26 protein-coding genes and 1 pseudogene are annotated in these 24,721 nt (G+C 72.7%); 10 read left to right on the plus strand and 17 right to left on the minus strand.

Annotated elements, in window-relative coordinates:
• Positions 1–71: 71 nt before the first annotated feature.
• Positions 72–587: a hypothetical protein gene (locus SACTE_RS00680; protein ID WP_014044093.1), complete on the minus strand. Its 516-nt coding sequence runs from the start codon at positions 585–587 to the stop codon at positions 72–74.
• 305 nt (positions 588–892) lie between these two features.
• Between SACTE_RS00680 and SACTE_RS00685 the strand changes: the two genes are divergently transcribed.
• Positions 893–1,147, plus strand: coding sequence for a hypothetical protein (locus SACTE_RS00685; RefSeq protein ID WP_014044094.1), 255 nt, complete (start codon positions 893–895; stop codon positions 1,145–1,147).
• Between the two features lie 33 nt (positions 1,148–1,180).
• Here the strand turns inward: SACTE_RS00685 and SACTE_RS00690 are convergent, their stop codons facing one another.
• From SACTE_RS00690 to SACTE_RS00710, 5 genes are all read right to left on the minus strand, one after another.
• On the minus strand, positions 1,181–1,981 hold the full coding sequence (locus tag SACTE_RS00690; RefSeq protein WP_014044095.1) for an SAM-dependent methyltransferase: 801 nt from the start codon (positions 1,979–1,981) through the stop codon (positions 1,181–1,183).
• Positions 1,982–2,631: 650 nt separating this feature from the next.
• Positions 2,632–3,561 carry a hypothetical protein gene (locus SACTE_RS00695; RefSeq protein WP_014044096.1) on the minus strand — a complete coding sequence of 310 codons (930 nt, stop codon included), beginning with the start codon at positions 3,559–3,561 and terminating at the stop codon, positions 2,632–2,634.
• Positions 3,562–4,016: 455 nt separating this feature from the next.
• Positions 4,017–4,832 (minus strand): DUF899 family protein, encoded by an 816-nt coding sequence (locus SACTE_RS00700; RefSeq protein ID WP_014044097.1) that lies wholly within the window; start codon positions 4,830–4,832, stop codon positions 4,017–4,019.
• A 175-nt stretch (positions 4,833–5,007) separates the two neighbouring features.
• Complete coding sequence (locus tag SACTE_RS00705; protein WP_014044098.1) at positions 5,008–5,925, minus strand: aminoglycoside phosphotransferase family protein; 918 nt, start codon at positions 5,923–5,925, stop codon at positions 5,008–5,010.
• A 189-nt stretch (positions 5,926–6,114) separates the two neighbouring features.
• Positions 6,115–6,501, minus strand: a complete 387-nt coding sequence (locus SACTE_RS00710; protein ID WP_014044099.1) for a DoxX family protein — start codon at positions 6,499–6,501, stop codon at positions 6,115–6,117.
• A gap of 262 nt (positions 6,502–6,763) precedes the next feature.
• Here SACTE_RS00710 and SACTE_RS00715 point away from each other — a divergent pair, with 262 nt between their 5' ends.
• Positions 6,764–8,716 (plus strand): SMI1/KNR4 family protein, encoded by a 1,953-nt coding sequence (locus tag SACTE_RS00715; protein ID WP_037758713.1) that lies wholly within the window; start codon positions 6,764–6,766, stop codon positions 8,714–8,716.
• Between the two features lie 114 nt (positions 8,717–8,830).
• On the opposite strand, the gene SACTE_RS00720 is transcribed toward SACTE_RS00715, so the two are convergent.
• Positions 8,831–9,664 carry an NAD(P)H-binding protein gene (locus SACTE_RS00720; protein ID WP_014044101.1) on the minus strand — a complete coding sequence of 278 codons (834 nt, stop codon included), beginning with the start codon at positions 9,662–9,664 and terminating at the stop codon, positions 8,831–8,833.
• Between the two features lie 157 nt (positions 9,665–9,821).
• A complete protein-coding gene (locus SACTE_RS00725) occupies positions 9,822–10,718 on the minus strand; it encodes an NAD-dependent protein deacetylase (protein WP_014044102.1) in 897 nt (298 codons plus the stop codon).
• A gap of 384 nt (positions 10,719–11,102) precedes the next feature.
• Between SACTE_RS00725 and SACTE_RS00730 the strand changes: the two genes are divergently transcribed.
• Both SACTE_RS00730 and SACTE_RS00735 read left to right on the plus strand, forming a co-directional pair.
• Positions 11,103–11,381: a GlsB/YeaQ/YmgE family stress response membrane protein gene (locus tag SACTE_RS00730; RefSeq protein ID WP_014044103.1), complete on the plus strand. Its 279-nt coding sequence runs from the start codon at positions 11,103–11,105 to the stop codon at positions 11,379–11,381.
• A gap of 473 nt (positions 11,382–11,854) precedes the next feature.
• Positions 11,855–12,193 carry a hypothetical protein gene (locus SACTE_RS00735; protein WP_014044104.1) on the plus strand — a complete coding sequence of 113 codons (339 nt, stop codon included), beginning with the start codon at positions 11,855–11,857 and terminating at the stop codon, positions 12,191–12,193.
• A 262-nt stretch (positions 12,194–12,455) separates the two neighbouring features.
• Here SACTE_RS00735 and SACTE_RS00740 read toward each other — a convergent pair whose 3' ends face one another.
• On the minus strand, positions 12,456–12,992 hold the full coding sequence (locus SACTE_RS00740) for a hypothetical protein (RefSeq protein WP_014044105.1): 537 nt from the start codon (positions 12,990–12,992) through the stop codon (positions 12,456–12,458).
• A 359-nt stretch (positions 12,993–13,351) separates the two neighbouring features.
• Here SACTE_RS00740 and thpR point away from each other — a divergent pair, with 359 nt between their 5' ends.
• The gene (gene thpR, locus SACTE_RS00745; protein WP_014044106.1) at positions 13,352–13,936 is read left to right on the plus strand and encodes an RNA 2',3'-cyclic phosphodiesterase; all 585 of its coding nucleotides are present in this window, start codon (positions 13,352–13,354) and stop codon (positions 13,934–13,936) included.
• Positions 13,937–13,970: 34 nt separating this feature from the next.
• On the opposite strand, the gene SACTE_RS00750 is transcribed toward thpR, so the two are convergent.
• Positions 13,971–14,945 (minus strand): phosphotransferase, encoded by a 975-nt coding sequence (locus SACTE_RS00750; protein WP_014044107.1) that lies wholly within the window; start codon positions 14,943–14,945, stop codon positions 13,971–13,973.
• 171 nt (positions 14,946–15,116) lie between these two features.
• Here SACTE_RS00750 and SACTE_RS00755 point away from each other — a divergent pair, with 171 nt between their 5' ends.
• The 3 genes from SACTE_RS00755 to SACTE_RS00765 all read left to right on the plus strand — a co-directional run bounded on the left by SACTE_RS00755 (position 15,117) and on the right by SACTE_RS00765 (position 18,564).
• Positions 15,117–15,869, plus strand: coding sequence for an ABC transporter ATP-binding protein (locus SACTE_RS00755; RefSeq protein ID WP_014044108.1), 753 nt, complete (start codon positions 15,117–15,119; stop codon positions 15,867–15,869).
• Between the two features lie 5 nt (positions 15,870–15,874).
• A complete protein-coding gene (locus SACTE_RS00760; protein ID WP_014044109.1) occupies positions 15,875–17,245 on the plus strand; it encodes an ABC transporter permease in 1,371 nt (456 codons plus the stop codon).
• Between the two features lie 95 nt (positions 17,246–17,340).
• Positions 17,341–18,564: a sensor histidine kinase gene (locus SACTE_RS00765; protein ID WP_014044110.1), complete on the plus strand. Its 1,224-nt coding sequence runs from the start codon at positions 17,341–17,343 to the stop codon at positions 18,562–18,564.
• Here SACTE_RS00765 and SACTE_RS00770 read toward each other — a convergent pair.
• The 6 genes and pseudogenes from SACTE_RS00770 to SACTE_RS34770 form a co-directional block, all read right to left on the minus strand.
• Positions 18,536–19,237 (minus strand): response regulator transcription factor, encoded by a 702-nt coding sequence (locus SACTE_RS00770; protein WP_014044111.1) that lies wholly within the window; start codon positions 19,235–19,237, stop codon positions 18,536–18,538. The two genes, SACTE_RS00765 and SACTE_RS00770, sit on opposite strands and share 29 nt — an antisense overlap.
• 85 nt (positions 19,238–19,322) lie before the next feature.
• The gene (gap, locus tag SACTE_RS00775; RefSeq protein WP_014044112.1) at positions 19,323–20,321 is read right to left on the minus strand and encodes a type I glyceraldehyde-3-phosphate dehydrogenase; all 999 of its coding nucleotides are present in this window, start codon (positions 20,319–20,321) and stop codon (positions 19,323–19,325) included.
• 156 nt (positions 20,322–20,477) lie between these two features.
• Positions 20,478–21,434, minus strand: coding sequence for a helix-turn-helix domain-containing protein (locus SACTE_RS00780; protein ID WP_014044113.1), 957 nt, complete (start codon positions 21,432–21,434; stop codon positions 20,478–20,480).
• A 175-nt stretch (positions 21,435–21,609) separates the two neighbouring features.
• A complete protein-coding gene (locus tag SACTE_RS00785; protein ID WP_014044114.1) occupies positions 21,610–22,224 on the minus strand; it encodes a hypothetical protein in 615 nt (204 codons plus the stop codon).
• Positions 22,225–22,408: 184 nt separating this feature from the next.
• Positions 22,409–22,696, minus strand: a pseudogene (locus SACTE_RS34210) (MFS transporter); the annotation flags it as partial.
• Complete coding sequence (locus SACTE_RS34770) at positions 22,693–23,145, minus strand: AsnC family transcriptional regulator (protein ID WP_014044115.1); 453 nt, start codon at positions 23,143–23,145, stop codon at positions 22,693–22,695. The pseudogene SACTE_RS34210 and the gene SACTE_RS34770, both read right to left, overlap by 4 nt.
• Before the next feature lie 53 nt (positions 23,146–23,198).
• On the opposite strand from SACTE_RS34770, the gene SACTE_RS34775 reads away from it, so the two are divergent.
• Complete coding sequence (locus tag SACTE_RS34775) at positions 23,199–23,585, plus strand: DMT family transporter (RefSeq protein ID WP_232793466.1); 387 nt, start codon at positions 23,199–23,201, stop codon at positions 23,583–23,585.
• The gene (locus SACTE_RS34780; RefSeq protein WP_014044116.1) at positions 23,546–24,061 is read left to right on the plus strand and encodes a DMT family transporter; all 516 of its coding nucleotides are present in this window, start codon (positions 23,546–23,548) and stop codon (positions 24,059–24,061) included. Before SACTE_RS34775 ends, SACTE_RS34780 begins: the two co-directional genes overlap by 40 nt.
• Here the strand turns inward: SACTE_RS34780 and SACTE_RS00800 are convergent.
• Positions 24,012–24,716, minus strand: coding sequence for a TetR/AcrR family transcriptional regulator (locus SACTE_RS00800; RefSeq protein ID WP_014044117.1), 705 nt, complete (start codon positions 24,714–24,716; stop codon positions 24,012–24,014). The two genes, SACTE_RS34780 and SACTE_RS00800, sit on opposite strands and share 50 nt — an antisense overlap.
• Positions 24,717–24,721 lie beyond the last annotated feature (5 nt).

Raw genomic sequence — 24,721 nt, forward strand, 5'->3', positions numbered from 1 at the left:
GTGAGTGGCCGGAGCTCCGTCCCCTTCCCGTCGACGCCCGCCCCGGTCCTCCCGGGTCCGCCCCGGCCCGCCTACAGCGAGGGGTCGGTCAGGTCGATGGTGAGCACGTCCTCGTCCCTCGACGGATGCTCGATCGTGAGCGAACCCGCGGCGCCCACGTAGGTTCCGGTGCCTCCGGTGACCGCGAAGACGTGGGACCACTGCCGGGCGCCGACCGGTGGTTCGGTCACGGCGGGAAGCGGCCGCTGGAAGGCGGTGGCGGCCGTGATCATGCCGTCGTCAAGGCTCAGGACCAGCGTCGCCATGACGAACGAGCCGTCCAGTCCCACGGCGACGGGCAGGCAGTGCGCGTTCTCGGTCCCCACGCTGCGGCCTTGGGCGTCCGACAGGTCGTACCGAACGAAGTAGGGCACTCCGGCCGTGAGTACGTCCGGGATGTTCGCGCCCGTACGCCTCCCCGTCAGGACGAGCCGGCGGACGGCCCCGCGCGCGGCGTGGGCGGCCCCGCCCGCCCCCAGGACCAGTCCGCCTCCGATCGCGGCCGCCGAGGTCAGCTGCAGAATGCTCCTGCGATCCATGTCAGTCATCGCCTGCCTCACACCCTTGCCCGTCGTGTGTTCCGGCGCGTGCGCGCCTCACGGGTAACCGTCCTACCGAGCGGAACGGATCGCCCCGCACACGCAATTCGCCGGATCGGACGAGCGCACGGCGATGCGGGCGGAATTCCGCGGCTCCCCCGGGGCTCGCCGGTTCGGCGGCCAACGGGCGGCGTCGGAGGAGTAGGTGGCAGAGCCCTTGCCGCCGTCGCCCCCACGGGTGAATGGGACGGACGGGGGGTGCCGGATAGGGGCCGGGTGCGTGCCCTGCGAGGGGCGGACGCGTTGTACCGGCCATGAACGCATGGCGAACCCTCACCGCGGCCGGAGCACTCCTGCTGGCCGCCGCCCCCGCCGCCCAGGCCGACAACCTGGCTCCGGCACTGACCGACACCGCTCTCACCCTCGCCACCGCCGGAGAACGAACCGGTATGGCCGCCGACGAGATGGCGCAGCGGACAGGCCTCGCGGATGACGTGTCGGCGGTCACCGACGTGGTGCAGGCCGGGGCGGAAGCGGTGAGCGCACGCGACCGGTCCGTCAACGACTGACCGCGGGACGCCCCGGACAGGCGTCGCCCGGACTCACACCTTGCGGGCCACCGCGCCGTACATGGCGATGGCCCGGCCGTCCACACCGTCTTGTTCGGGGCCGGGCCGCCACGTGTGGACCTGGGTCACGCCGGGCTCGACCGGTTCCATCCCGTCGAAGAACGAGGTAGCCGTCCGCAGGTCGCGCAGCACCATCGGCATCCCCTGCCGGGTGTACTCCTCCGCTACCCGGCCGACCTCCTCCGGAGCGAAGTCGCCGGTACCGATGGTCATCGCCAGGTAGCTGCCCGACGGCAACGGGTCGAGCAGCCGCTGTACCAGACGCCGGTCGTCCGGAGGCAGGATGAAGTGGAGAACCCCGATGATCATCAGGCCGACCGGCTCGTCCAGGTCGATCAGCGCCTGGAACTGCGGGCTGTCCAGGATGGCGTCGGGTTCGTGCATGTCGGCGTCGACATAAGCGGTGGCGCCCTCCGACGCCCCCTGCAGAAGGGCTCGGGCGTGGGCGAGGACGATGGGGTCGTTGTCGACGTAGACCACCCGCGACTCCGGTGCCACCTCCTGCACCACCTCATGCAGATTCGGTGCGGTGGGCAGGCCGGTTCCGATGTCGAGGAACTGACGAACCCCCCGCTCCTGCGCGAGGAAGCGGCCGGCCCGGTGCATGAACCGGCGATTCTCCTTCATGTGCACGGGGAGCGCGGGCCAGTGCCGGCACATCGCGTCGCCCGCCTCGGCGTCCACCACATAGTGGTCCTTGCCGCCCAGGATGTAGTCGTACACCCGTGCGGAGTGAGCCGTCGAGGTGTCTATCCGCTCGTGCAACCCAGCCATACCGCTCCGCTCCTCCTCATCGACAGTGCCCCCAGACCGTATCCCGGCCGGCCCGGCGCCCGACACCCGGCGCCGGGAGGCCGGGAGCACGCCTCCCGGGCTGGTCAGAGACGCTCGCGTCGCGCGAACAGCAGCCCGTACCGGCTGCGTTGGGTGGTGAGGCGGTGGGCGGGGAGCACCCCGGGACCGCAGGACGCGCTGCCGATACCTCGGGTGGCCAGGGCGAGGGTGATGTGGGTCCGCCGTCGGGTCGCAGTTCGTGCGTGTGCGTCGCTCGGGTGAGCTCTTCGCTGGACCACGGCCGTACCGCGAGCCCGGTCGGCCGGTCCGTCCCCGGGGAGCCCTGCGGCTTTCCGGGCCGGTGGCGCCGCCCCTGCCGGTTGACCAGCACCTCGGTCCCCTCGTGCCACCCCACCCTCACCGGTGCGAAGACGGCGCTCACGTCGGCCAGCGCGTGGAACACCTACGCGGGCAGACCCGGATCGCTGCCGGACCCCATGCAGAGCGCTCTCCAGCAGGGGCCGAAGCAGGGGCCGACCCTCTACGACGACCCCGAACTCTACATCGAGACCACCGGAGGGACACCGGGACGGGGCCGGGCGCCCCGCCCCGGAATGCGGACGCCCGGCTTTGTCGTCGGCTCGTCGTCGTCAGCTCGTCTCGGCCGCGAGCGTCGTGCGCAGCTGTTCGTACGTCGGAGCGAGACGGCGCAGGAGGTCTGCCGACGCTCGGTCCTCGCCCCTGACCAGCGGGTACTGAAGGCTGCCCACCAGCCGTGACTGCCCGGCCGCCACCCCTGCCGAACGGGTGAGCCCCAGCGAGGCCAGGCAGTGTGCGGCATCGGCGAGGCGACGTGCACCGACCCGGACGGCGAAGTGCGCGAGGAACCCGCGCGTCCCCGCGTCGAGTCCGCCGTCCGCCTGGGCGGCCAGCGCCTCCACACCGGCGGTCCCGCCGAGCGTCCCCGCGGGGACGGCCCGGTCACCGCGGCCCGCCAGCCACCGCTGGGCATCGGGCAGGGACCGCCGCAGCGCGTCGGTCGCCGTGACCTGTCGCTCCCGGACGAAGCCCGCGCGCATGACGTAGGGGGCGTCGGCGTAGCCGACCGCCTTCGCCTCCCACGCGGCCAGGAAGTCCGCGACCGGCAGCGTCGCGTACGGATGACCGTGCGGGTCGTGGAACACCACGGTTCCGGCGTCGACCTCCAGCACGACCACGAAGTGGTCGCCGCCTTCGGTGGTGGGCGTGCCCGGTTGGTGGAGCAGCAGCCCCATGTCGACGGGGCCGACCAGCACGGGCCCCCTGGCGGACAGCTCGCGCAGCCGTTCTTCGGCTTCCTCGGCCGTGCCGCCGCAGGTGCGCTCGCAGCGGACGCCGAGCAGCTCGACGGCCGCGTCCAGGCCGAAGTCCGGGTCCCAGCCGTAGGGGTCGAACAGCGGCACTGTGCCGCCGAGCAGTTCGAAGCCGAACGGCGAACCGGTCAGTACCTCGATCACCGCCGGGGGCTGGGCCGTATCGCCGAGCACCATGGCCAGGGAGTTGGCGTAACAGTAGGGGCCGGAGCCCGTGTAGTGCGTCATCGTCGTCCTCTCTTCGGTCCGGCCGGACGGCGGTGACGACCCGTCAGCTGAGTAACCGATGGCAGGTGTACAAGAGGTGACGGGGCATCGACTGAGGGCATGGCGGCGCCTCTCGCTCTCGGCCGTCCGGAGCCTCGCCTCGCCCCGGGCTTCCCTGCCGGCGCCTGTGCGGCGGCGGAGGCCCGGGCAGGCCGACCGGAAGGGAACGGCCCGACGGCGGCGTCCCGGCGCGAGGGACGCACCGGCACGCGGCCGCACCTGGCGGGGTCTCAGGTGGTGAACTTGACGCCGTCCAGTGCAGGCCCTCACACGGTGAGAAGGTCAAGCGCGAGATCGCGCGTCCGTACGGCGTCGCACCGATGACCGGCTCCTGACTGCATCCCGTCGGGCCGTACGCGTCGTCGAGGGGCCGGTCGAGCCCCGACCTTCGCCTGCACAGTCGGCGAGAAGGCGCGTCAGTGATGGTGGCCGTTCCGGCCGAGCGTCTCCACGGGGGTGGCACCGGGGCGGGTCCACTGCGGCACGGGCCGGCTGGTCGGGCCCCAGGTGGCGGTGCCGTCGGCGTCCGAGCGCCAGTACCAGCAGGACTGGCCGCCCTCGGCCGGGTGGCCCTCCCGGACGGCGCCGATCAGGGGCCGGCCCTCGGGGCGGTCCTCCCACGCCTCGCCGCGGCCGTTGGGCGTCATGTCGAGCAGAGCGAGGGAGCCGTTCACCGGCTCGTTGCCGCGGCCTGTCGTGGAGTAGGTGAGGAACACCCGGTCGCCGTCGCGCAGGAAGCAGACGAGGTGCCCCATTTCGCCGCCGATCGGCGCCTCCACGCCCCGTACCGAGTACCAGGGCTGCGTGTACCCCATGAACTCGACGTACGGAGCCACCTCGTCCCACGGGCCCGAGGTCAGGACGGCGAACGAGACGCCCCGGGCGTTGAGGTACACGGCGTCCTTCGCGTGCCAGGCCGTGGTGGTGCAGCCCTCGCACTGCCCTTGGTGCGGCGCGCCGTCGTACCACATGTGCTGGTAGACCATGAGCTCGTCGCGGCCCTGGAACAGGTCGAGGAACGGCACGGGCCCGTCGGCCCCGGTGACCTCGACGGTGCCGTCGACCTGGACCATGGGCAACCGTCGGCGGGCGGCGGCGATGGCGTCGCCCTCGTGGGTGTACGCCTTCTCGCGTACCAGCAACTCCTCGCGTGCCGCCTGCCAGGCGGCCAGGTCGACGACGGGCGGCTTGCCGGTGAGGCCACTGCTCGTGTTGCCGGGCGTGTTCGTCATGGCGTCCTCCGTGATGTCTCGTTACCGGGCGGCGTCGTACGCCACTCACCGGAAGAGACTCCCGAGCCGTCCGCAACTCATCGCGGCGGGGGGCGCCCCCTGCCGGGCCCGCACGGACCACGTCGGGCCGGCGCGTTCGTCCCTCGCACCTGCCGCCCTTCCGCCGGGGGCTCGGTCACCGGCGGACCGCTGCGGTGAGGCGTCGCAGTGCCGCGTGGGCGGGCGGGCCCCAGGTGGGCTTGCCGCCGGGGCGGCCGTGGACGCCGGCGTCTGCGATGTGGACGCAGGCGAGGGCGCGCAGCACCGCCCAGCCGCGAGCGCGGCGCAGGGTCGCGGCGTCCGGACGCGGCCGGTAGGCCGCGTGGAAGAGGTCGGCGGCGCCGTCCGGCAGCAGGATCCAGGCGGCGGCGAGGTCGAAGGCCGGGTCCCCGGCGAAGAGGTCGCCGAAGTCGATCACGCCACAGAAGGTGCCGTCCTTGGTCAGGACGTTGGCCGGGTGCAGGTCACCGTGGAGCCACAGTCTCGGGCCGGTCCATTCGGGTGCGGATGCGGCGTCCTCCCAGACCTCGCGGACGGCGTCCGGGTCGCGGATCAGCCCCCTTTCGGTGGCCGAGACGAGCCCCCGGTCGAGGTGTTCGGCGGTGGCGGCCAGCGAGCCACCGCGGTCTCGTCCTGTGGGCGCCTCGTCGGGGGCGGGGCGGTGGAGGGCGGTCAGGAAGGCGGCCAAGGTGACGGCCGCCTCCGCGGCGCGCGTGGCGGGGGCGTGGTCGGCGGGCTCTCCCGGTACCCAGGTGGTGACGAGCCAGGGTCGCGGAAACCGTTCGGAGGGCTCGCCGAGGCGCTGTGGGACGGGAACGGGCAGAGGCAGGTGCGGGGCGAGGACGGGCAGCCAGGCGTGTTCCTTGCGCAGCAGCGCGTCCGCCGACCCTGTCGCCCAGGGCACCCGGACGGCCAGGTCGTCGCCGAGCCGCCACACCTGGTTGTCCCAGCCGCGCGCTCCGAGCGTCACGGGGCGGTCCGCGAGGTCGGGGTACTGGTCGCACAGCAGGTCCCGGATCAGGTCCTCGGTGATGTCCGTCTCGGTGGCCGTCATGTGGGGCAACGGTAGTAGGTCGGCGGCGGCCTCACCGTCGGCCGGTCCGTGTCGGGCTCTGCCCGCTCTCCCCGTCCTCCGCGCGGGTTCGGGTGCGGATCCGTACGGGCCGTTTCCGCTGCCGTTCGAGGCGGCGGAGCCGCGGCCGGGGGCTCCGCGCGGGCGACGTGCGCCGCAGGACGGGTCCGTTTATCGGTTCGTCACGGAACGGCCTGCCGCGCGGGCCCACAGGTAGAGCGGGATCTGCAGCGGGAGGCGGCCGTAGGCCAACGCCCGCTCCGGTGCGGGGCGAGCGCGCCAGTCGTACGCCATCTTGACGTTGGCGGGAAGGACGCCGACGAAGAAGAGCGCGGTGGCCCGGGCGCTGAGGCGTCGGGTGCGGGGCACGGCGAGACCTGCGGCGAGCGCCAGTTCCACGACGCCGCTGGCACGGGTCCAGGCCCGAGGGCTGCCGGGGAGGGAGCGGGGCACGATCGCGTCGAACGGCGCGGGGGCGGCGAAGTGCGCGGTCCCGGATGCGGCCAGGAAGGCGGCGAGGAACAGCGCGGAACGAGAGGTGCCGGGAACACGTGCCATGGAAACTCCCAACTGGGGCAGGACGGGGCGGGATCCGAAGGTTACTCCAAGGTAATAGCGGCTCGGGGCTCCTGTGCTCCGGCTCTTCGCACGACACACCCCGGGGCGTCGGCATCGGCGTCGGCGTCGGGTATGAAGCCCCGTCGTGCTACCCGTTCCTCCCATCGACCCCCTCTGCCCTTGCACGGGAACGACAGGGCCTGCCGGGCCGGTCGCCGTATGTGACGGAGCGTTGTCAGTGGCGGATGGCAGCATCGGGCGCATGACGGACACCACGACATTCGACTGGCGGCCCTTTCTCCTCAGATGGAGTGCGGAGTGGGCTGATTCCCTGCCGGACGACGAGACGCGGAGCGAGGCCGACGAGGCGGCGCGGCAGGCCCGATGGCTGGGGTTCCCGGCTGCCCCCGAGGAGCGGATAACAGCCATGGAGGAGCGCCTCGGCCACCGAATGCCCCCGTCGTACCGGGAGTTCCTCGAGGTCAGTGACGGGTGGCGGCACGCGGGCGGGTTCGTGTGGCTGCTGGCGGGGACCGCGGACGCGCGCTGGCACAACAACGAGTCGCGACTCGCGGACGTGTTCGAGGAGTACTTGGATGACGACTCCGAGCCGGAGGAGCGGCGGGAGGCGGACCTCTGGCGGCGAGGGCTGCAGCTCGACGTCGAGTCCGACATCACCCATGTCCTCATGGATCCCGAGGACGTGGACGAGGACGGTGAGTGGGCCGTGTACACGTGGTCCAGCTGGCGTGCCGCACCCCCCGAGCGGCACGCGAACTTCGGCACGTTCATGCGGGAGATGCACCGTGAGTTCCACAGGCTGCGGGGGCGTTCGGGAGAAGGGGAGCCGGTGTTCGCCAACGACACGACACGCGAGCTGGACGCCCTGGTGGAGGAGGCCCGGCTGCAGGCGCTGCGCGGCGGATGGGAGCGGGCCCAGGAGGCGCTGGACAAGGCCAAGGGGTACGGCAGGCCGCGGGCAGCCGGTCTGGGCGACCAGATACGCCGCCTGCTCGGACAGACCTACACGGTGTACTTCGACGACCTGGTGACGGACCCCCGGTACGCGCCCGAGCTGCTGCCCCCGCTGGTGGCCGAGCACGCCGCGCACTCGTACTGGGACGACTCCACGCTGACGTTCCATCTGCGCGGCGCCGACGAGGACTTGGTGGCGCTGGCGTACGCGACGCTGGAGCAGATCAGGAACGGAACGTACCGGTACACGGCGGCCGGGCCGTTCGGCGAGGCGGTCGAGCGGGCGCGGGAGCTGGCGCGTTGGGGAGACACCGACGGGGCGTGGCGGACGCTGCGGGAAGCTCTCCCCCTGTGGGAGCCGCTGGGAGCGCACCACCTGGCACCACTGGGCTGGGTGGCGGATCCGCTGCTCGGACCGCTCCTGACACCGGAGCGGGGCCGCGAGTTGCTGTCGACGCCACGGGGCGGGCAGGGGGGTGCGGCAGCGACGCCGACGGCCGGGCTCGACCTGGACGGCCTGGCGTGGCTAGCGGAACCGGGCCCGGGCGACAACCGCACCTCCTACCGCTTCGTCCTGGTGGAGGGGGTGGAGCCGGAGGATCTGCCCCGACGTCTCGCGGACGGGGACGTCACGGCGCTGAACGAGCCCATGACCTTCGAGGAGGCGCGCTACCGGTGGCTGCACAACCGCACGGAGTTCTCGTCCTACGACGACAAGGCTCGCGTGGCGGTCGGCCGTGCGGGCACGGGGTGGAGCTTCGCCTTCGACGGCGACCCCGGCCCGTTCGGCGGGGCCCGGTTCGTCTCCCCCGCCGCGGCGGCCTCCGCCGGCACCCGCGCGGTGGTCGTGTGGGGCGGGCTGAGGACGTGGAGCGGGGAGCCGTTCTTCCACCTCTCGGTGGCTCGGGACGGCGCCGAGCAGTACGCGTTCACGTACGAGGACGGAGAGGTCCGCACGAGCGGGGAGATACCGCGGGCGCTGGACCCGAGCCTGTTCTTCGGTGGCCCGGAGGGCGGTGCCGAGGGGGAACGGTCCCTGCTGGAGGCGGTGACCGGGGAGTTCGGCGTCCGTCTGCCGCGTCACGCCTTGAAGAACGGGCGGTTGCACACCTTCACCACCCGCTCCTGGACGCGGCCGCCGAGGGACACGGAGACGTACGCGGTGATCCACACGAACGGGGGTGCCGCGCGCACGACGGACATCGAGCCGACGGTGGGCGACGGGCCGGGCAGCAAGTAGCCCGCCCGTACGACCGGCTCGTGACGGGGTCCACGGTGAGCGGGACGGCACCCGGACCCTGGCCGAGGTCTCACCTCTGGGGGCACGATGAACGTGCCCCGGGGGAGCATCGGTTCATCGGAAGGCGGCGGCATTCTCCGAGGCCCATTGCCTGAACGTCCTGGCCGGGGCACCGACGATCCGCGGAACGGTGTCGCGCACGGCGAGCAGCTCGTCGTTGACGTCGCCTCCCGCCAGGTCGAGCACCGCGTCCGCGGCTTCGTCGCCCAGGAGGGCGGCCATCCGGCGGTGGGCTTCCTGCCTGCCGGTCCCGGCGAACGGCACGTCTCGCCCGAGTGCTGCCGCGATGGCCCCGACCTGCTGCCGGGCCGTGATCCGTTCCGGACCGGTCAGCGCGTAGGTTCGCTCGTGGTGACCGGGCTCGGTCAGTGCCACCCGGGCCACCGATGCGATGTCCGCGGGGTGGATCGTGGGGAGGCCGGTGTCCGCATACGGCAGACGGACCGTTTCGTGCTCGCGGATCGCTCCCGCCCACCAGAGGGCGTTCGAGGCGAACTGCGTGGGCCGCAGGATCGTCCACGCCATGCCGCTGTCCTTCAGCAGCTGCTCGACGGCCAGGTTCTCGACGGCGGGGCCCAGGCGCGGATGGGTCCGGACGGTGATGGAGGACACCAGCACCACGTGCTCCACGCCAGCTTTCCTGGCCTCGTCGATGATCGCGGCGTCCGAACCGATGCGTGACACGAGGAAGAGAGATCGGGCCCCCTCCAACGCGGGTTTCAGCGAGGCGGTGTCGGCGAGGTCACCCGTGACGGCTTCGACGCCATCCGGGAACGCGGCCCGTGCGACGTCACGGGTGAGCCCTCTCAGCGGTCCGGCGCCGGACGCACAAAGCTCCCGCAAGAGGGCGCTTCCTATGTTCCCGGTGGCTCCGGTCACAAGGATCATGAGGTCTTCTCCTGTCATCAGGCGGTGTCAACCTGCCGTGACGCCAAGACCTCGATCAAGCTTCAGGTCAAGCGGGCCTCGGGTACCCACCAGGCACGCACGCCCATCCGGACGTCAGCCACCCCAGCCCCTCGGGCCCCGCGACGCCGGTCCGGTCTCATGCCGCATCGCCGTCGACGGGGACGCCCAGGCGGGATGCGACGGTGGTGAGAGTCGCTCCCAGTGGGAGCGCGACGCGAGTGAGGGCGTGCCGGTCACCCCGGGTCGGGTCCCGGTTGACGATCAGCACCGGCTTCCCGTCCTGGGCCGCCTGGCGGACGAATCGGAGACCGGACATCACCGTCAGCGAGGAGCCGAGGACCAGCAGTGACGACGCTCTGCGGACCAGTGCGCGGCAGTGCTCGACCCGCTGCGGCGGGACGGCTTCGCCGAAGAACACCACGTCCGGTTTGAGGATGCCGCCGCAGACCGTGCAGGGCACCACACGGAAGTCCCCGACCTGGTCATCGGTGAGGTCGGCGTCGCCGTCGGGGTTGATGCCCGCGGCCACCGGTTCGAAGCCCGCGTTGACCTCCTCCAGGCGCCGGGCGAGCTCCCGGCGCGGGGTGAGGGCGCCGCAGGAAAGGCAGACGACACGGTCCAGACTGCCATGGAGCTCCACCACGTCCTCGCTGCCGGCGGCCTGGTGCAGGCCGTCGACGTTCTGGGTGATCACGCCCGACAGCAGGCCGTGCCGGCCGAACGCGGCCACGGCCCGGTGCCCGGCATTGGGCCGGGCCCGCCCGAAGGTGCGCCAGCCGAGGTGGCTGCGTGCCCAGTACCGGCGCCGGGCCTCGGCACTGGCGGTGAAGTCCTGGTACGTCATCGGGGTGTGCCGGCTCAGGCTGCCACCCTCGCCCCGGTAGTCGGGGATGCCCGACTCCGTGGAGATGCCCGCACCGCTGAGCACCAGCACACCGCCGGCGCCCAGGGCATCGGCGACCGGCTCCGGGTCCGTGGTGCCCGGAGACAGGTCCTCGGTGGGGGTCCAGCTGAGAGTGGGGCGCATCCGCATGCACCCAGGGTACGAAACGAGCTGCCCCCGCCGTTCGTGGCGGGGCAGATGTGTCTCGCCGTTCACGTGGTGGAACACACCGGCATCACGGTCACTGGTCTTGGCGGGGGCACGGGCCGGACACCGGTATCACCATGGCCGTCGTTGTCGCACCCGGCGGCCACCGCGTCGGCTCCCCCGGCACCGCCGGCCCCCGGACCGTGTCGGCTGCGGGAGTCCCAGGCGACTCAGCGGTGACGGTCGGAGAGTTCGCGGCAACCCCGCAGGTCGGAGGCTCGGTCGAGGGCGATCTGACAGCCGGTCGTGTGCGCGACGTTTGGAAGCGGACTTGCGGTAAAGACGGTGTGTTAGCACCGGCTTTTATGACGAGGTAGGGAAAACATCATGGGCATCATCGCTTGGATTCTCATCGGACTGCTCGCGGGCTTCATCGCCAAGGCGCTGATGCCGGGCAAGGACCCCGGTGGCGTCATCATCACGATGCTCATCGGTATTGCGGGCGGTCTTCTCGGCGGCTGGCTCGGTAAGGTCATCTTCGGCGTCGACTCCATCGACGGGTTCTTCGACCTCTCCACCTGGATCGCCGCCATCGTCGGCTCCGTCATCCTTCTCGCTGTCTACCGCGTGATCACCGGCAATCGCCATTCCCACCGTCACGCCTGATCCGAGCCCCGCAGATAGCGTCAGGAATTCAACGGCTCCTCGTCACATACGACGAGGAGCCGTTCTCTTTTTCCGGCAGCGCCGCCCCACGGGGCTGTTTCCGCGCGGAACGGTCCCGCAACGTGTGCCGTACAAGACGTTTTCATACGTCGGGATTCACGCACTCCTGGATGGGCTTCGCCAGGATGTTCCGACCGGGGTCGTGAACGCCTGCGCTGTCACGGTCGCGTGCGGCGACCGCCCCCCTTTCGCCCCGCCCAGTCAGGTCAGGTCGGGTCAGGCCAGGTCAGGGGCCTCCGTACCGGCCCGGTGGCAGGGTGGGCACACGTGCCGGTCAACTCGGCTGATGTGCCGGTGCCGTTGTGGTGGCCGACGTCGCAGCGGTGAGCGCCTCGGCAACCGTTCCCACCCCGCACGCGTCTTCTGTACCGGCGCCCTGTGGGTGGCGTCGTTGCGGAGGAAGGAGGCGCTTCGTGGGGATCCGCAGGGTGGCGAAGGGGACCGGCGAGTTCCTGCTGGAGACGGTGGGGGAAGCCGTCGCGGACATGATCCTCACCGTGCTCGCATGCGCTCTGCTCGCCTGCCTGGCTCTGATCGCCTACCTGAGCTGGTCCTTCAGCCCGCGCTTGAGCATCGCGGGTGCCGGACTGCTCAGCCTCTTCCTCGCGCACGGCGCCTGGGGGACCTTCCGTGACCGCGCGAAAGGTCGCCGCCGCCGGGGTATCGCCGCTGTCACCACGGCCGGCTTCACCCTGACCGCCGTGACAGCCGTCTTCCTGGTTCTCTACGCCGGGGACTGCGGCTGCCTGTGACGTCGTGGGAGTGATCCCCTGACCCCTTCGTCCCCGGTGTCCGCCAGAGCGAGCGGTCGTCGATCCGGCTCACCGCAGGCCGGTCGCACGCCTCGCGGGCCGTGTCGCGCGCCGTCGCCAGGTGCGACGACGCCCGCGCCCTGCGACGCCGTAGGACAGAGTGTGGACGGGCGTGCAGGCACCACGAGCGACCGTCTTGGCCGGGCGGGACTCCCCCGGGCCCCGGTCCGACCGTCCGGCCCGGAGGAAGGAATGCGGCAGGTCAGTCTTCGTCCGCGCTGGTCAGCGCTTCGGTGATCAGGCGGGTGGCGAAGTCGGGATCGTCGGTGATCCGGTTGATGTGCTCCGCGAGCAGGGACGCGGTGGCTTCCAGGGGAGTCATCTCCTCCTCGGTCCACTCTCCGTACTGTTTCCGCCACAGGTTGGGGCTCAGGCCGGTGCCCGCGGCGACGACGAGTCCGGCCATGGTGGGCACGGCCTCGGGGCGGACGCTCTTGGGCATCATCCGCATCGTGGCCACGAGGTTGGGCACCACGTACTCGATGACGTCCTTGTCGTGGTCTTCGTGGGCCTTCCGTAGCCAGGTCATGAACATGAAAATGAGCGTGCACACGCCGTCCAGCACGTCGTCGGCCCCCTTGGGCCCCAGCGACGCGGCGAACTGGTCGATCAGCGCCTGTTGTTCCGGGTCGGTCTCGGTCCTGCCGTCGTGGATTCCCTTGAGCCGAGAGTCGATCATCATGAGTGCTGTGCCCACATCGCCGACGGGAGCGTACTGGGGGTCGTAGGACGATGACACAGGATTCCTCCTCGGGTGGCTGCGGTGGGCAGCGCGGCATGTCCGTACAGTAACGGCCGGTGGGACAGGGGCCGGTGGTTCGAGATCACTGACCGAACACGAGCGCGACGGCCGTACGGCGGGGCGGGGGCACAGCGGTCCGGGTGCCCGTGTGAGCGATGAGTTCGGGCGGCGGATCCTCGCCTCCGCGTGGCTCCGTCGGCGGACGTGATCCGGGCCGGGAAGGAACGGCGGCCACGCCGATCGGCCATGGCCGACCGCCGCCGCCTCCCGGGCACGGGCAACGGCGAGGGGCGTACAGCCGTCGGGCGGCCCACCTGCGGGTGGCCGCCCGACGCCGGTGGTGTACGAAGTTCTTCGTGAACGATCAGATCCGGTCCGCGACCGTCCGCGTCTTCGTGGCCCTTGCTCCGCCCGACGACGCCAAGGAGGAGTTGGCGCAGGCGCTGCGACCCGCCTACGCCGCCCACCCCCGTATGCGGTGGAACCGCATCGAGGACTGGCACATCACCCTGGCGTTCCTCGGTGAGCTGCCGAGGTCGGCTGTGTCACCCCTCCGTCCGCCGCTCGCGGAACTCGCGGCGAGGCACAGCCCCCTGCACCTGGCGCTGCGCGGCGGCGGGCACTTCGACGAGCGTGTGCTGTGGAGCGGGATCGGCGGGGACGTCGAGGGGCTGCGGCTGCTGGCCGGGGAGGTACGGGAGCTGGCCAGGGCACACGGCGTCGACTTCCCGGACCGTCCGCTGAACCCCCACCTGACGCTGGCCCGTTCGCGCCGCGACGACGCTCTCAGCGCGGTCCAGGTGGCCGCGGGGCTCTCCTCGTTCACCGGCCGTACCTGGCGGACCGAGCGTCTGCATCTGGTCGGCAGCAACTCCGGCCGCGGTCCAGGGCCGATCCGCTACCGCGACGTCGAGGCCTGGCCGTTCGGCGACACGGGATGAGCCGTCGCGGGGACGGAGGCGGCCGGGGAAGGGGTCAGCCGAATCGGCGGAGGACTTCGTGGAGGTAGTCCTCCAGTCTGCTCGTGAGCAGGGCGGGTGTCAGATCGGTGCGTCCCAGCTCCCGCCAGGGGAGCGCGACCTTCTCGGTGTTCGCGAAGGCGAGGGCGTCCAGGACCCGCCAGTACAGATGGGCCGACGAATCACCGCTCAGGACGCCCCCGGCGGCTTCGTAGTGCTCGGCCAGCCGCATCGCCTCACCGGTTCCGTGGAGCAGAGCCAGGGCCGTGGAGCAGTGGGCCACGTCGAGGTCGGCCGGACCCCAGGACGTTTCGACCCAGTCGACGACTCCGGTGATCCTCGTGTCGGCGCCCTCTCCGCCGAAGAGGACGTTGCCGGGGTGGAAGTCGCGGTGCAGGAAGCAGGGCCGGTAGTCCGGAGGTTCACGGCGGATGACGTCCACCGCCCGCTGCCACAGGTCCATCCGCCCGGTGGCAGCGGGCAGGCTCACCCGGTCAGGCGCGGTCCACGCCTGGTAGACGCGTGGCCGGGCGCCGGGCGGGACCCGCACCTGATGGATGCCGACGAGCCGGCGGGCAAGGAGTGCGGTCCGCAGCCCCGCGTCCTCGTCGTCCAGGCGCACCCTGCCGGGCAGCAGCGACATCAGCAACGACGGGTGGTCGCACTGCCGCGCGGTCGCGTCCACAGCCTTCAGTCGGGCCACGGGCACGTCCGTATCCGCGAGGAGGCGCAGGATGTCCGCCTCCCGCGTGAGGAGCGCCTCCGCGTGGCGGACGAAGAAGGGCTTGACGAACGAACGCAGCACGAACCACTGCGAGGCGCCCGCTCCGCCGAGGCGCAGGCGGCGCATCTGCGACGTCCATCCGCCCCGGAGCCGTTCGGCGGCGTCGACGCGATGGCCGCCGCCCACCTGTTCCTCGACCCACCCGCGGGTACGGGACCACCCCCGGTCGTCGACGGCGGTCCGGCCGGGGCCGACAGGTTCGTCCATCCGGGCAATCTATCGACCACCGCGCGCAGGATCCACCGGCGGAAGAGCGCGGCACTCGGCCGCCCTTCGGTCTCCGTCGGCGGGCCCGGAGCCGGGGGTTCGGTTTTCCGCACCCCCGATCCGGGTGCGGGCATGATCGATCGCCCTGTCCTGCCCGTCCAGGATGAGGACATGGCTGAGACGGCGACAGAGATCGGGACGGGAACCGCCGCACGGGCGGAGGGGCTGCACCGTGAGTACGGGCGCGGCGGTGCCGCCGTGCGGGCGTTGCGCGGGGTGTCGGTGACCCTTGAGCCGGGGACGTTCACGGCGGTGATGGGGCCGTCCGGCTCCGGCAAGACCACTTTGCTGCACTGCCTCGCGGGGATGGACCGGCCCACTCGGGGTTCGGTCTGGTGGGGTGGTACGGAGGTGTCCCGGCTGCCCGAGCGGCACCTCGCGAAACTGCGGCGCAGCCGGGTCGGGTTCGTGTTCCAGGCGTTCAACCTCATGCCGGCCATGACGGTCGCGCAAAACGTCGAGCTTCCCGGCCGGCTGGCGGGTCAGCGGCCGGAGCGGGGCCGGGTGCTGGAGGCGCTCGCCCAGGTGGGCCTCGCCGGGCGTGAGCGGCACCGGCCGGGCCGGCTGTCCGGTGGGCAGCAGCAGCGGGTGGCCATCGCGCGAGCCCTGGTCTCCCGCCCTCAGGTGCTTTTCGCCGACGAACCGACCGGCGCCCTCGACCGGGCCACCGGTCACGAGATCCTCGCCCTGCTGCGTTCCGGTGTGGACAGGGAGGGGCAGACCTGTGCGATGGTGACCCACGATCCGGTCGCGGCCGGGTACGCGGACCGGGTGCTGCTTCTCGCCGACGGCCTGGTGGTGGACGAGCTCGACCGGCCCACCGCCGCCCAGGTCGGCGAGGCCCTGAGCCGGCTGGGAGCGTGAGCCCGGTGATCGCACTCGCCCTGGGACAGATGCGCCGGCGTCCGGCTGCCTTCGTCGGCCTGGCGGTCGCGCTCTTCCTCGCCATCGCCACCGTGACGCTGTTCGGTTCGTTGTTCGCCACCGAGGTCACCGCCTCCCCGGGCGTGCGGGAGGCGGACGCGGGGCCCGGACTGATGGTGATCGCCGGAATCTTCGGTGAGATCGCCGTGGTGGTCGCGTTCTTCGTCGTGGTCAACGCGCTGGGCTTCGCCCTGCGTCAGCAGCACCGTGAACTGGCCCTGCTGCGCACCGTAGCGGCGACGCCGCGTCAGGCCAGGCGGCTGGCCCGTAGCCAGGTCGTCGCGACCACGCTGCTGGTGACGGCGCCGGGCTGCGCACTCGGCGCGGTCGCGGCCCGTCGCTTCCTCGCCGAGCTGCAGCAGCGCGGAATGGCGGCGCCGGGCCTTCGGGTGCCGGGGACCCCGGTACCGATGCTGGTCGCGTCGGCCGCGGCCCTCGCCGTGGGCCTGGCCGCCTCGGCGGTGGCCGCCCGACGGATCTCCCGGCTGACACCCGCGGCTGCGCTCACCGCGAGCTCGACCGAGCACGGGCGGACCGGCGCGTGGCGTCTGCTCGCCGGAGCCGGTGTGCTGGCGGGCGGTGGTCTGCTGCTGCGACTGGCCGCGACGCGCCCGGCGGAACAGGCGGACAAGGCGGGGCAGGCGGCGTTGCTCGGTTCGCTGGTACTGCTAATCGCGGTCGCCCTGGTGGGGCCGTTCGCCGCACGAGTCCTGTCGGCCGTGCTGGGCGGGCCGGTCCGGGCCCTGGCGCCGGGTACGGGGTGGCTGGCCGATGCCAACCTGCGGGGGCACGCGCGGCGGCTGTCGTCCGCCGTGGTGCCGGTCGCACTGCTCGTCGGACTGTCGGGCACCATGCTGATCATGACCAGTACCGCCGGACACGCCTCGGGCACGACAGCGAGCAGTGTCACCTCGGCCACGGACGTCTGGCTACGTCAGGCGGAGCTGGCCATGCTCATCTGCTTCGCGGCCGTCTCCACGGTCAACACGCTGGTGGCTGTGACGGCCGACCGGCGCCGTGAGTTCGCCCTCCTGCGGCTGGTGGGCGCGACCTGGTCGCAGCTGATGCGCATGCTGGCCGTTGAGGCGGTACTGACCACGGCGGTGGGTGTGCTGCTCGGCGCCTCGGTCGCGGGTGCGGCGTCGGCGGCGTACAGCGCGGCGGTGACCGGCTCGGTGGTGCCGTCCGTCCCGGTGGCCGCCTGCTGGTGGGTCGCCGCGGGCGCGACGGCGCTGACGGTCCCGGCCGTTCTTGCCTCGGGTCTGCGGGCGGTCCGTGGCCCGGCGGCGGCGCTGGTGGGTGGTGGGCGTGACTGAGTACAGCGGCGGACCGGCCGACGAGGACGCGGTCCGGGATCGGGCTCCCGGACGTACGGGACCGGCGAAGAGTGCGGAGACGGTCGGGGCCGGTCGTGGCTGAGCGGCGGCCCTGCCTTTCCGTCCGTGGCGGCGAATGGCTGTTCGCCGTCGTCGGGCTGCCGTTCGCGCTGTTCGGCGGCGTCTACGCCCTCGCCGTCCTGTACGCGGGGGCCCTGCTCTCCCTCACCGTGCTCGGCCTGCCGTTCGTGGTCGCCGCGCTGCTGGGCGCGCGGGGGCTCGGCGCGCTGCACAGACGGCTGACCGGCCGGCTGCTCGGCGAGCACGTCGAGGCACCGGCGGGGCTGCCGCGCTCGGCGGGCGTACTCGCCCGTGGCCGCGCCGTCCTGACCGACCCGGTCGCCTGGCGGACGCTGCTCTACCTGGTGCTGCGGTTGCCGCTCGGCGTGCTCGGCTTCGCCGCCGCCGTGGCGCTCCCCCTCGGCTGCGGCTGGCTGATCGGCTTTCCGCTCTGGGTGCGCCTGCTGCAACCGGGCCCACGGCCTGCCGGCCTGCTGGACGCCGTCGCCGTCGTGCTGGGCGTGATCCTGCTGTTCCTGGTACCCGCCGCGGTCCGGGCGCTGGGCGGAGCGAACCGGCGGCTCGCCCGGCTGCTGCTCGGCCCCGCCCGTGTCCAGCAGCGCGTCCGGGAGCTGGAATCCGCCCGCGCGACCCTGCTCGCGGAGAACACCGATCAGTTCCGCCGCCTCGAACGCGACCTGCACGACGGCACCCAGGCGCGGCTGGTCGCCCTGGCCATCACGCTCTCGTTGGCCGAGGACGCGCTCGCGCCCGCCACCGGCCCGGACCTCGTGCGGCTGCGGACGCTGGTGGACCGCGCGCGTGGTCAGACCGACGACACCATCGCCGAGCTGCGACAGCTCACCCGGGGCATCCACCCGGTGGCCCTGGACGACGGCCTCGGCCAGGCGCTGCCCGCCCTCACCGCCACCTCGCCCGTGCCGGTCACCGTCCGCCTGGACCTACGGGAGCGGCCCCATCAAGCGGTCGAGCGGGCCGTCTACTTCTGCGCCGCCGAGCTGCTCACCAACATCGCCAGGCACAGCGGTGCCCGCTCGGCGGAACTCACGGCGAGCGCGGCCGACGGCCGCATCCGCCTCACCGTGCGGGACGACGGCCGCGGCGGTGCGGCTCTCGGCGCCGGCACCGGGCTCACCGGTCTGGCCGAACGGCTCGCGGCGGTGGACGGCGCCTTGCGGGTCGACAGCCCGCCCGGTGGGCCCACGACGGTCACCGCCGAGCTGCCGACCCGCCTGTGACGGGCGGTCGGCCTCGGGTCTCCGCCAGGTAGGCGAGGACGGCCTTCACCCGCCGGTTGTCGGTGTCCGTCGCCCTCAGGCCGAACTTGGTGAAGACGGCGGCGACGTGCTTCTCCACCGCTCGCTCCGACACGTTCAGCAGTCCGGCGACGGAGCGGTTGGAGTGGCCTTGTGCCATCAGCTCCAGTACCTCACGCTCGCGTGGCGTCAGGGTGTCGACCCGGTTGCGCTGTCCGCCCCGCATCAGACCGGTGACGACGTCCGGGTCGAGAGCCGTGCCCCCGTCGGCGACCCGGTGCAGTGCGTCCACGAGCTCGGAGGTACGGGCGACGCGTTCCTTCAGCAGGTATCCGATGCCCGCGGCACCGTCCGCCAGCAGCCGCGATGCCAGAGCGGTCTCGACGTGCTGGGAGAAGACCAGGATGCCGACCCCGGGCGTCCTCGCCCGGATCTCGACGGCGGCCCTGATGCCCTCATCGGTGTGGGTGGGCGGCATACGGATGTCCACCACGGCGACGTCGGGCCGGTGCTCGGCCACCGCTGACAGCAGCTCGGGCGCCGTCCCTGCGGTGGCCACCACCTCGCATCCGCGGGCGCCCAGCAACTCGACCATCCCGTCACGGAGGACGACGGAGTCCTCGGCCAGTACCACGCGCAGCTGTCTGTCGGTCACGAGGCCATTATCGGACCCGGCCGGCGGCCCTCGCGGCCGGTGCCGTGGGCGGGGAGGCGGGCCCGGGCACCGTCCCGGTGTCCGGTCAGCGGGTGGCGAGGAGTTCGAGCGTGTCGATCACTCGGTTCGAGAAGCCCCACTCGTTGTCGTACCACGCGACCACCTTGACGTGGCGGCCGTGGACGCGGGTGAGCGCCGAGTCGAAGATCGCCGAGGCGGGGTTGCCCGTGATGTCGGACGACACGAGCGGATCGTCCGAGTACTCGAGGATGCCGGCGAGCGGGCCCTCCGCCGCGGCGCGGTACGCCGCCAGCACGTCGTCGCGCGTCACGTCGCGGGCGACGGTCGTGTTGAGTTCGACGATCGAGCCCACCGGCACCGGTACGCGGATCGAGTCGCCCGACAGCTTGCCGTCGAGGTTCGGCAGCACCAGGCCGATCGCCTTGGCGGCGCCGGTCGTGGTCGGCACGATGTTGACACCCGCGGCCCGGGCACGACGGGCGTCGCGGTGCGGCCCGTCCTGCAGGTTCTGCTCCTGCGTGTAGGCGTGCACCGTCGTCATGAAACCGTGCTCGACACCGGCGAGTTCGTCGAGGACCGCGGCCAGCGGTGCGAGCGCGTTGGTGGTGCAGGAGGCGTTCGAGACGACCGTGTGCACGGCAGGGTCGTAGGCGTCGGTGTTGACCCCGAAGGCGAGGGTGACATCGGCGCCGTCCGACGGCGCGCTGACGAGCACCTTCTTCGCGCCCGCCTCGATGTGGGCCCGGGCGGCCTCGGCCGAGGTGAAGCGGCCGGTGGCTTCCAGGACGATGTCGACGCCGAGTTCGGCCCACGGCAGCCGCGCCGGTTCGCGCTCGGCCTGCACCGTGATCCGGCGGCCGTCGACGACGAGGGTGTCCCCGTCGACGGTCACCGGGCGCCCGAGTCGGCCGGCCGTGCTGTCGTAGGCGAGAAGCCGGGCCAGAGCGGCGGGCTCCGTCAGGTCGTTGACGGCGACGACCTCCAGGGTGCTGTCGCGCTCCAGCAGTGCGCGCAGCACATTGCGTCCGATGCGGCCGAATCCGTTGATGGCGATGCGAGTCATGAGTGATGTCCCTTCCTCTCCCCACCAGGCTCGCCCGCGGCCGGCGCCCCTGACAGTGGCGGGATCGCCACGGTTCAAAAGGATCCCGCCACCGGCGGTCGAGAGGACCCGCCACCCTCGTTCCGCGAGGCTCCCGCCGCCCCGGTGCCGGGCGGGTCACTCGCCCCGGGTGAAGGTGCGCCGGTACTCGCTCGGTGTGGTGCCGAGGATGCGCTGGAAGTGCAGGCGGAGGTTCGCGCCGGTGCCGAGCCCGATGTCGGCGGCGATCTGTTCCACGCCGCGCTGCGAGCGCTCGAGCAGTTCGCGGGCCAGGTCGATGCGGGCGCGCATCACCCACTGCATCGGCGTGCAGCCGGTCTCCTCGACGAAGCGCCGGGAGAACGTGCGCGGCGAGACCCCTGCCTGCCGCGCCAGTGTGTCGAGGGTGAGGGGCTCACCGAGCCGGTGCAGCGCCCATTCGCGAGTGGCGGCGAATCGCTCGCCGAGCGGCTCGGGAACGCTGCGGGGCACGTACTGCGCCTGGCCGCCGCTGCGGTAGGGGGCCGCGACCAGACGCCGGGCCGCATGGTTGGACGCGGCCACTCCGAGGTCGCCGCGCAGGATGTGCAGGCACAGGTCGATGCCGGAGGCGGCGCCGGCCGAGGTGAGCACGCTGCCCTCGTCGACGAACAGCACGTTCTCGTCGACCCGGACGAGCGGGTGCCTGGCCGCGAGTGCCCGCGTGTAGTGCCAGTGCGTCGTGGCGCGCCGTCCGTCGAGCAGGCCCGTGGCGGCGAGGGCGAAGGCGCCCGTCGAGATGGCGGCGAGCCGCGCGCCCCGGTCGTGGGCGGCGATCAGTGCCGCGACGACGGCCTGCGGCGGGTCGTCGCGGTCCGGGAACCGGTAGCCGGGGACGAAGACGATGTCGGCCCACGCGAGGGCGTCGAGGCCGTGGGCGACGTGGTAGGCGAGGCCGTCGCCGCCGGTCACGGGGCCGGGTGCCGCCCCGCACACCCGTACCTCGTACGGCATGCTCGCGCGGGTCGTGAAGACCTGCGCGGGGATTCCGACATCGAGCGGCTTCGCACCCTCGAGCACGAGGACGGCGACGCGATGCTGGCGGGGTTCAGGCACGGGAAGAGGTTACGCGGGGCGCGGCTTCGGACCGGGCCGCTGCTCCGTCGCCGTGAGGAGCCTGTCGGCTCACTGACCGATGCCGGTCCGCCTCCGTGGTCCGGACCCGCCCGTGACACACCGGCCGGAACCGCGGTGGTCCGCCGGGGACCACCGCGGCCCGGAGGCGAAGGGGTCAGCACGACCGGGTGGTGTCCGCGGTGTACTCGGTGACCATCCACCGTCCGCCGTCCCCCCGCTCGACGGTCGCCGTCGCCGCCTGCCTCAGTGGCTGACCGCTCGGCAGCGGGATCGGCCAGCCGGTCGTCGTGTCCAGGACCCGCCACCGCGACAGGTCCACGCAGTCCTCGACCGTCGCCGTCGGCGGCCGCGCGTCGGCACGGAGCACGGTCACCTCGGGCGCGTGCCGGAGTTCGCCCCGGAACACCGTGTCGTTCTCCTTCATCCGGGCCAGGTCCCGCTCGAACCCGCGCAACGCGTCGAGCGCCGCGTACCGCTCGAGGTCCGTGCCCTCAGAGGTCGCCTGCCGGTAGGCCTTCGTCCGCTCCGTCCACATCGCGGAGTACACCTCCAGCGCCGCCGCCCGGCCCGCCGCGGCCGGATCCGCCGGGGAGGGCGGCCCCGTGGGTGCGCCCGGGGGCGTCGCGGAGGTCACCGGAGCCGCGGCGGGCGGCTTCGCGTCGGTGGCACCGTCGTCGCCGCCGCAGGCGGTCAGGGCGCCGACGAGCGCCACGGTGCACAGTGCCAACGCGCCTGCTTCGAGGCGCGCCTGTCGGAACGTCGTCACCATCAGATCCCCACTCGCTCGCTGTCCGATCCGGACACCGGACCAACGAGGACCGGCCCGCCAGGTCACCGGCCGTGCGTCTGCCGCGCGGGTGAAAACACCTCGTGCGGCGGGTGCCGGGATACAGGCCGGCTGCCGCGAGGGGGATGTTGACGGCCGGGGTCGCGCGCCGGCCGCCGACTCCGAACAGCAGGCCGCCGAGGCTGGGTCCGATGACGGCGATGGTCCGGGTGGTGACGGCGAGGGCGGTGAGGACACCCGCCGGGCTCTCCTTGCCTGTGCGCCGGGCCTCGCTGCGCATGAGGTACATGGCCGCCGGACAGCCGGAGCAGGTACCGAAGCCGAGCGGCACCCGCGCGACGACGAGTACGCCGAGGTCGGGGGCGAGCATGCCGACGACCCCGACGACCCCGGCGACGCCGGTCAGCGCCGTCCCGGCCAGGAACAGGCGGCGGGGCCCGAAGAGGTCGATCAGGCGCCCACGACGGGCTGCCCGAGGGCGGTGGCCAGGCGGCGGTCCTCCAGGAAGGCGTGGCCGCTGTCGGTGACGAAGACGAGCTGGCGGCGGCCGTCCCCGGGGTCGGGGCGGCGGGAGACGAGGCCGCGCTCGACCAGGACACCGCCGGTGGCGGCCACCGACTGGTGCCGGAAGCGCTCGGCGGCCGCCCGGCCACCGACCGACGACACGCCGTCCTTGTCCAGCCGGCTGAGGACGGAGGTCTGGGACGGGGTCTGGAGCCCGCGGCCGACGGCCGCGAGGTCCGCCTCCGCGTGAAACCCCGTCAGGACTCCGCGCTCGCGCAGCGACCGGATCCGCTCCAGACAGGTGGACGGGGCGATGCCGAGCACCTGGGCCTTGTCCCGGTTGGTGCGCCGACCGCCCTCCTGGAGCATGCGCACCAACGCCGAATCAAGTTCGTCCATGCTCGCCTCACTCTACCGAATTCCGATTCACCTTGGCCGCCTTGCTCCTCGGCGTGGCCGTCCGGCTGAACCGGCGGCGTACGGCCCGGCCGGACGCGCACCGGCAAAGGCAGCTCCACCTGAGCGGTTTTCTCGGGATCACCGTCTACTTCGTCCTGGAGAACGTCGGCGTCGACCTGTCCACGGCGTCCGACGCGTCCCTGATCGTGGCCACGTACCCGCTCATGACGATGCTGCTGGAGCTGGCCGCCCGGATGCCTCTCCCGCGCGTGACGGGGTACCGCCGGCCACCCCGGGGGCCTTCCTCGTCGTACGCAACGGGGCCCAGTTCGGAGGGAGTTCACGGTGGACGGGGGACGTCCGGCTGCTCGTCGGCGGGCCGGCCTGGGCCGGGTACAACGTGCTCGGCAAGCCCGCGAGCGCCGGCCGGGAGGCCATGAGCGTCACCTACTACCAGACTCTGGCGGGTGCGGCCGGGTTCCTCCTCGCCTCCCTGCTGGAGGCGGGCGACTGGCGGATGCCGGGTGCGACCGCCTCGTGTCCCCTGGGCTACCTGGCCGTGGCGTGCTCGGTCGGCGGTTTCCTGCTCTACAACTACGGGCTGCGCAGGATGCCGTCGAGCGTCGCCGTGAACATCCTCAACCCGGTTCCGGCCTTCGGTGTCATCGGCGCCGTCTTGATCAACGGCGAGTCGGTCCGGCCGGCCCAGGCAGTGGGGGGCGCCGTCATCGTCGCCGGGGTGGCACTGAGCATGGTCGAGCGGGGACCGAGGGCCGCCGCGAGGCCGGACGCGAGCGAGCACGAGCCCTCCGGGCCACCGGCCGCACGGGCCGGAACGGCGGCAGGACCCGTACCGGACGAGCCGGTTACGACGGCGCCGTTTCGCTCGGCCCGTGGCGGACCGCGATCCCCGTGAGGATGAAGTCGATGCCGGCGAGGAACTCCTCCCGGTCGTCGTGATCGCGCAGCTGCTCCGCGACGTTCCGGGTGAACGCGTAGGCGTCGGGATCGAGCTCCGCCCAGGAGGCGGAGACGGCGCCGAGGAACTGGGCCCGGCCCGTGTCCGGCCGGCGCTCCTGGTGCGCGCGGGCGTTGGCCGCGTTCTGTCCGGCCACCCCGAGGATGTAGTTCAGCAACGCGGACACGGCGGTGAACTGTGCGGCTTCGGGCACACCGATCGCCCGGACCTGACGTCCGAGACGCTCGAAGACCCGCAGCATCGGCGACCGCCACGGAGCACGGGCGAATTGCGCACCGACCCACGGGTGAGCCTCGACCGCGTCGAACACGCCGAGCGCGAGGGCACGCGTCGCCTCCCTCGGTGCCGCGTCGGCGGGGCCTGCCGTCAAGGCGCCGACGACCACGGCGTCGGTGGCCGCATCGAGGAGTTCACCCTTGCCCGCGATGTGCCAGTAGAGCGCGCCGGGTCCGGTGGCGAGGCGCTCCGCCAGCGCACGGAACGTGAGTCCGCGCTCGCCCGCCGTGTCGAGAAGCTCGATCGCGGCCCCGACGATGCGCTCACGGGAGAGCGGCTCCTCCCGTCGCTCCGGCCGACGCGCCCTGGTTGCCATGCGCA

Origin of the sequence: Streptomyces sp. SirexAA-E, assembly GCF_000177195.2 — a bacterium.
GTDB classification, from domain to species: domain Bacteria; phylum Actinomycetota; class Actinomycetes; order Streptomycetales; family Streptomycetaceae; genus Streptomyces; species Streptomyces flavovirens.

Coding starts and splice junctions, on each gene's coding strand:
- SACTE_RS00800 (WP_014044117.1), bottom strand. CDS start 24,716: ATGGCAACCAGGGCGCGTCGGCCGGAGCGACGGGAGGAGCCGCTCTCC.
- SACTE_RS00755 (WP_014044108.1), top strand. CDS start 15,117: ATGGCTGAGACGGCGACAGAGATCGGGACGGGAACCGCCGCACGGGCG.
- SACTE_RS00730 (WP_014044103.1), top strand. CDS start 11,103: ATGGGCATCATCGCTTGGATTCTCATCGGACTGCTCGCGGGCTTCATC.
- SACTE_RS00695 (WP_014044096.1), bottom strand. CDS start 3,561: ATGACGCACTACACGGGCTCCGGCCCCTACTGTTACGCCAACTCCCTG.
- SACTE_RS00705 (WP_014044098.1), bottom strand. CDS start 5,925: ATGACGGCCACCGAGACGGACATCACCGAGGACCTGATCCGGGACCTG.
- SACTE_RS00685 (WP_014044094.1), top strand. CDS start 893: ATGAACGCATGGCGAACCCTCACCGCGGCCGGAGCACTCCTGCTGGCC.
- gap (WP_014044112.1), bottom strand. CDS start 20,321: ATGACTCGCATCGCCATCAACGGATTCGGCCGCATCGGACGCAATGTG.
- SACTE_RS00715 (WP_037758713.1), top strand. CDS start 6,764: ATGACGGACACCACGACATTCGACTGGCGGCCCTTTCTCCTCAGATGG.
- SACTE_RS00720 (WP_014044101.1), bottom strand. CDS start 9,664: ATGATCCTTGTGACCGGAGCCACCGGGAACATAGGAAGCGCCCTCTTG.
- SACTE_RS00750 (WP_014044107.1), bottom strand. CDS start 14,945: ATGGACGAACCTGTCGGCCCCGGCCGGACCGCCGTCGACGACCGGGGG.
- SACTE_RS00785 (WP_014044114.1), bottom strand. CDS start 22,224: ATGGTGACGACGTTCCGACAGGCGCGCCTCGAAGCAGGCGCGTTGGCA.
- SACTE_RS00700 (WP_014044097.1), bottom strand. CDS start 4,832: ATGACGAACACGCCCGGCAACACGAGCAGTGGCCTCACCGGCAAGCCG.
- SACTE_RS00690 (WP_014044095.1), bottom strand. CDS start 1,981: ATGGCTGGGTTGCACGAGCGGATAGACACCTCGACGGCTCACTCCGCA.
- SACTE_RS00725 (WP_014044102.1), bottom strand. CDS start 10,718: ATGCGGATGCGCCCCACTCTCAGCTGGACCCCCACCGAGGACCTGTCT.
- SACTE_RS00710 (WP_014044099.1), bottom strand. CDS start 6,501: ATGGCACGTGTTCCCGGCACCTCTCGTTCCGCGCTGTTCCTCGCCGCC.
- SACTE_RS00680 (WP_014044093.1), bottom strand. CDS start 587: ATGACTGACATGGATCGCAGGAGCATTCTGCAGCTGACCTCGGCGGCC.
- SACTE_RS34770 (WP_014044115.1), bottom strand. CDS start 23,145: ATGGACGAACTTGATTCGGCGTTGGTGCGCATGCTCCAGGAGGGCGGT.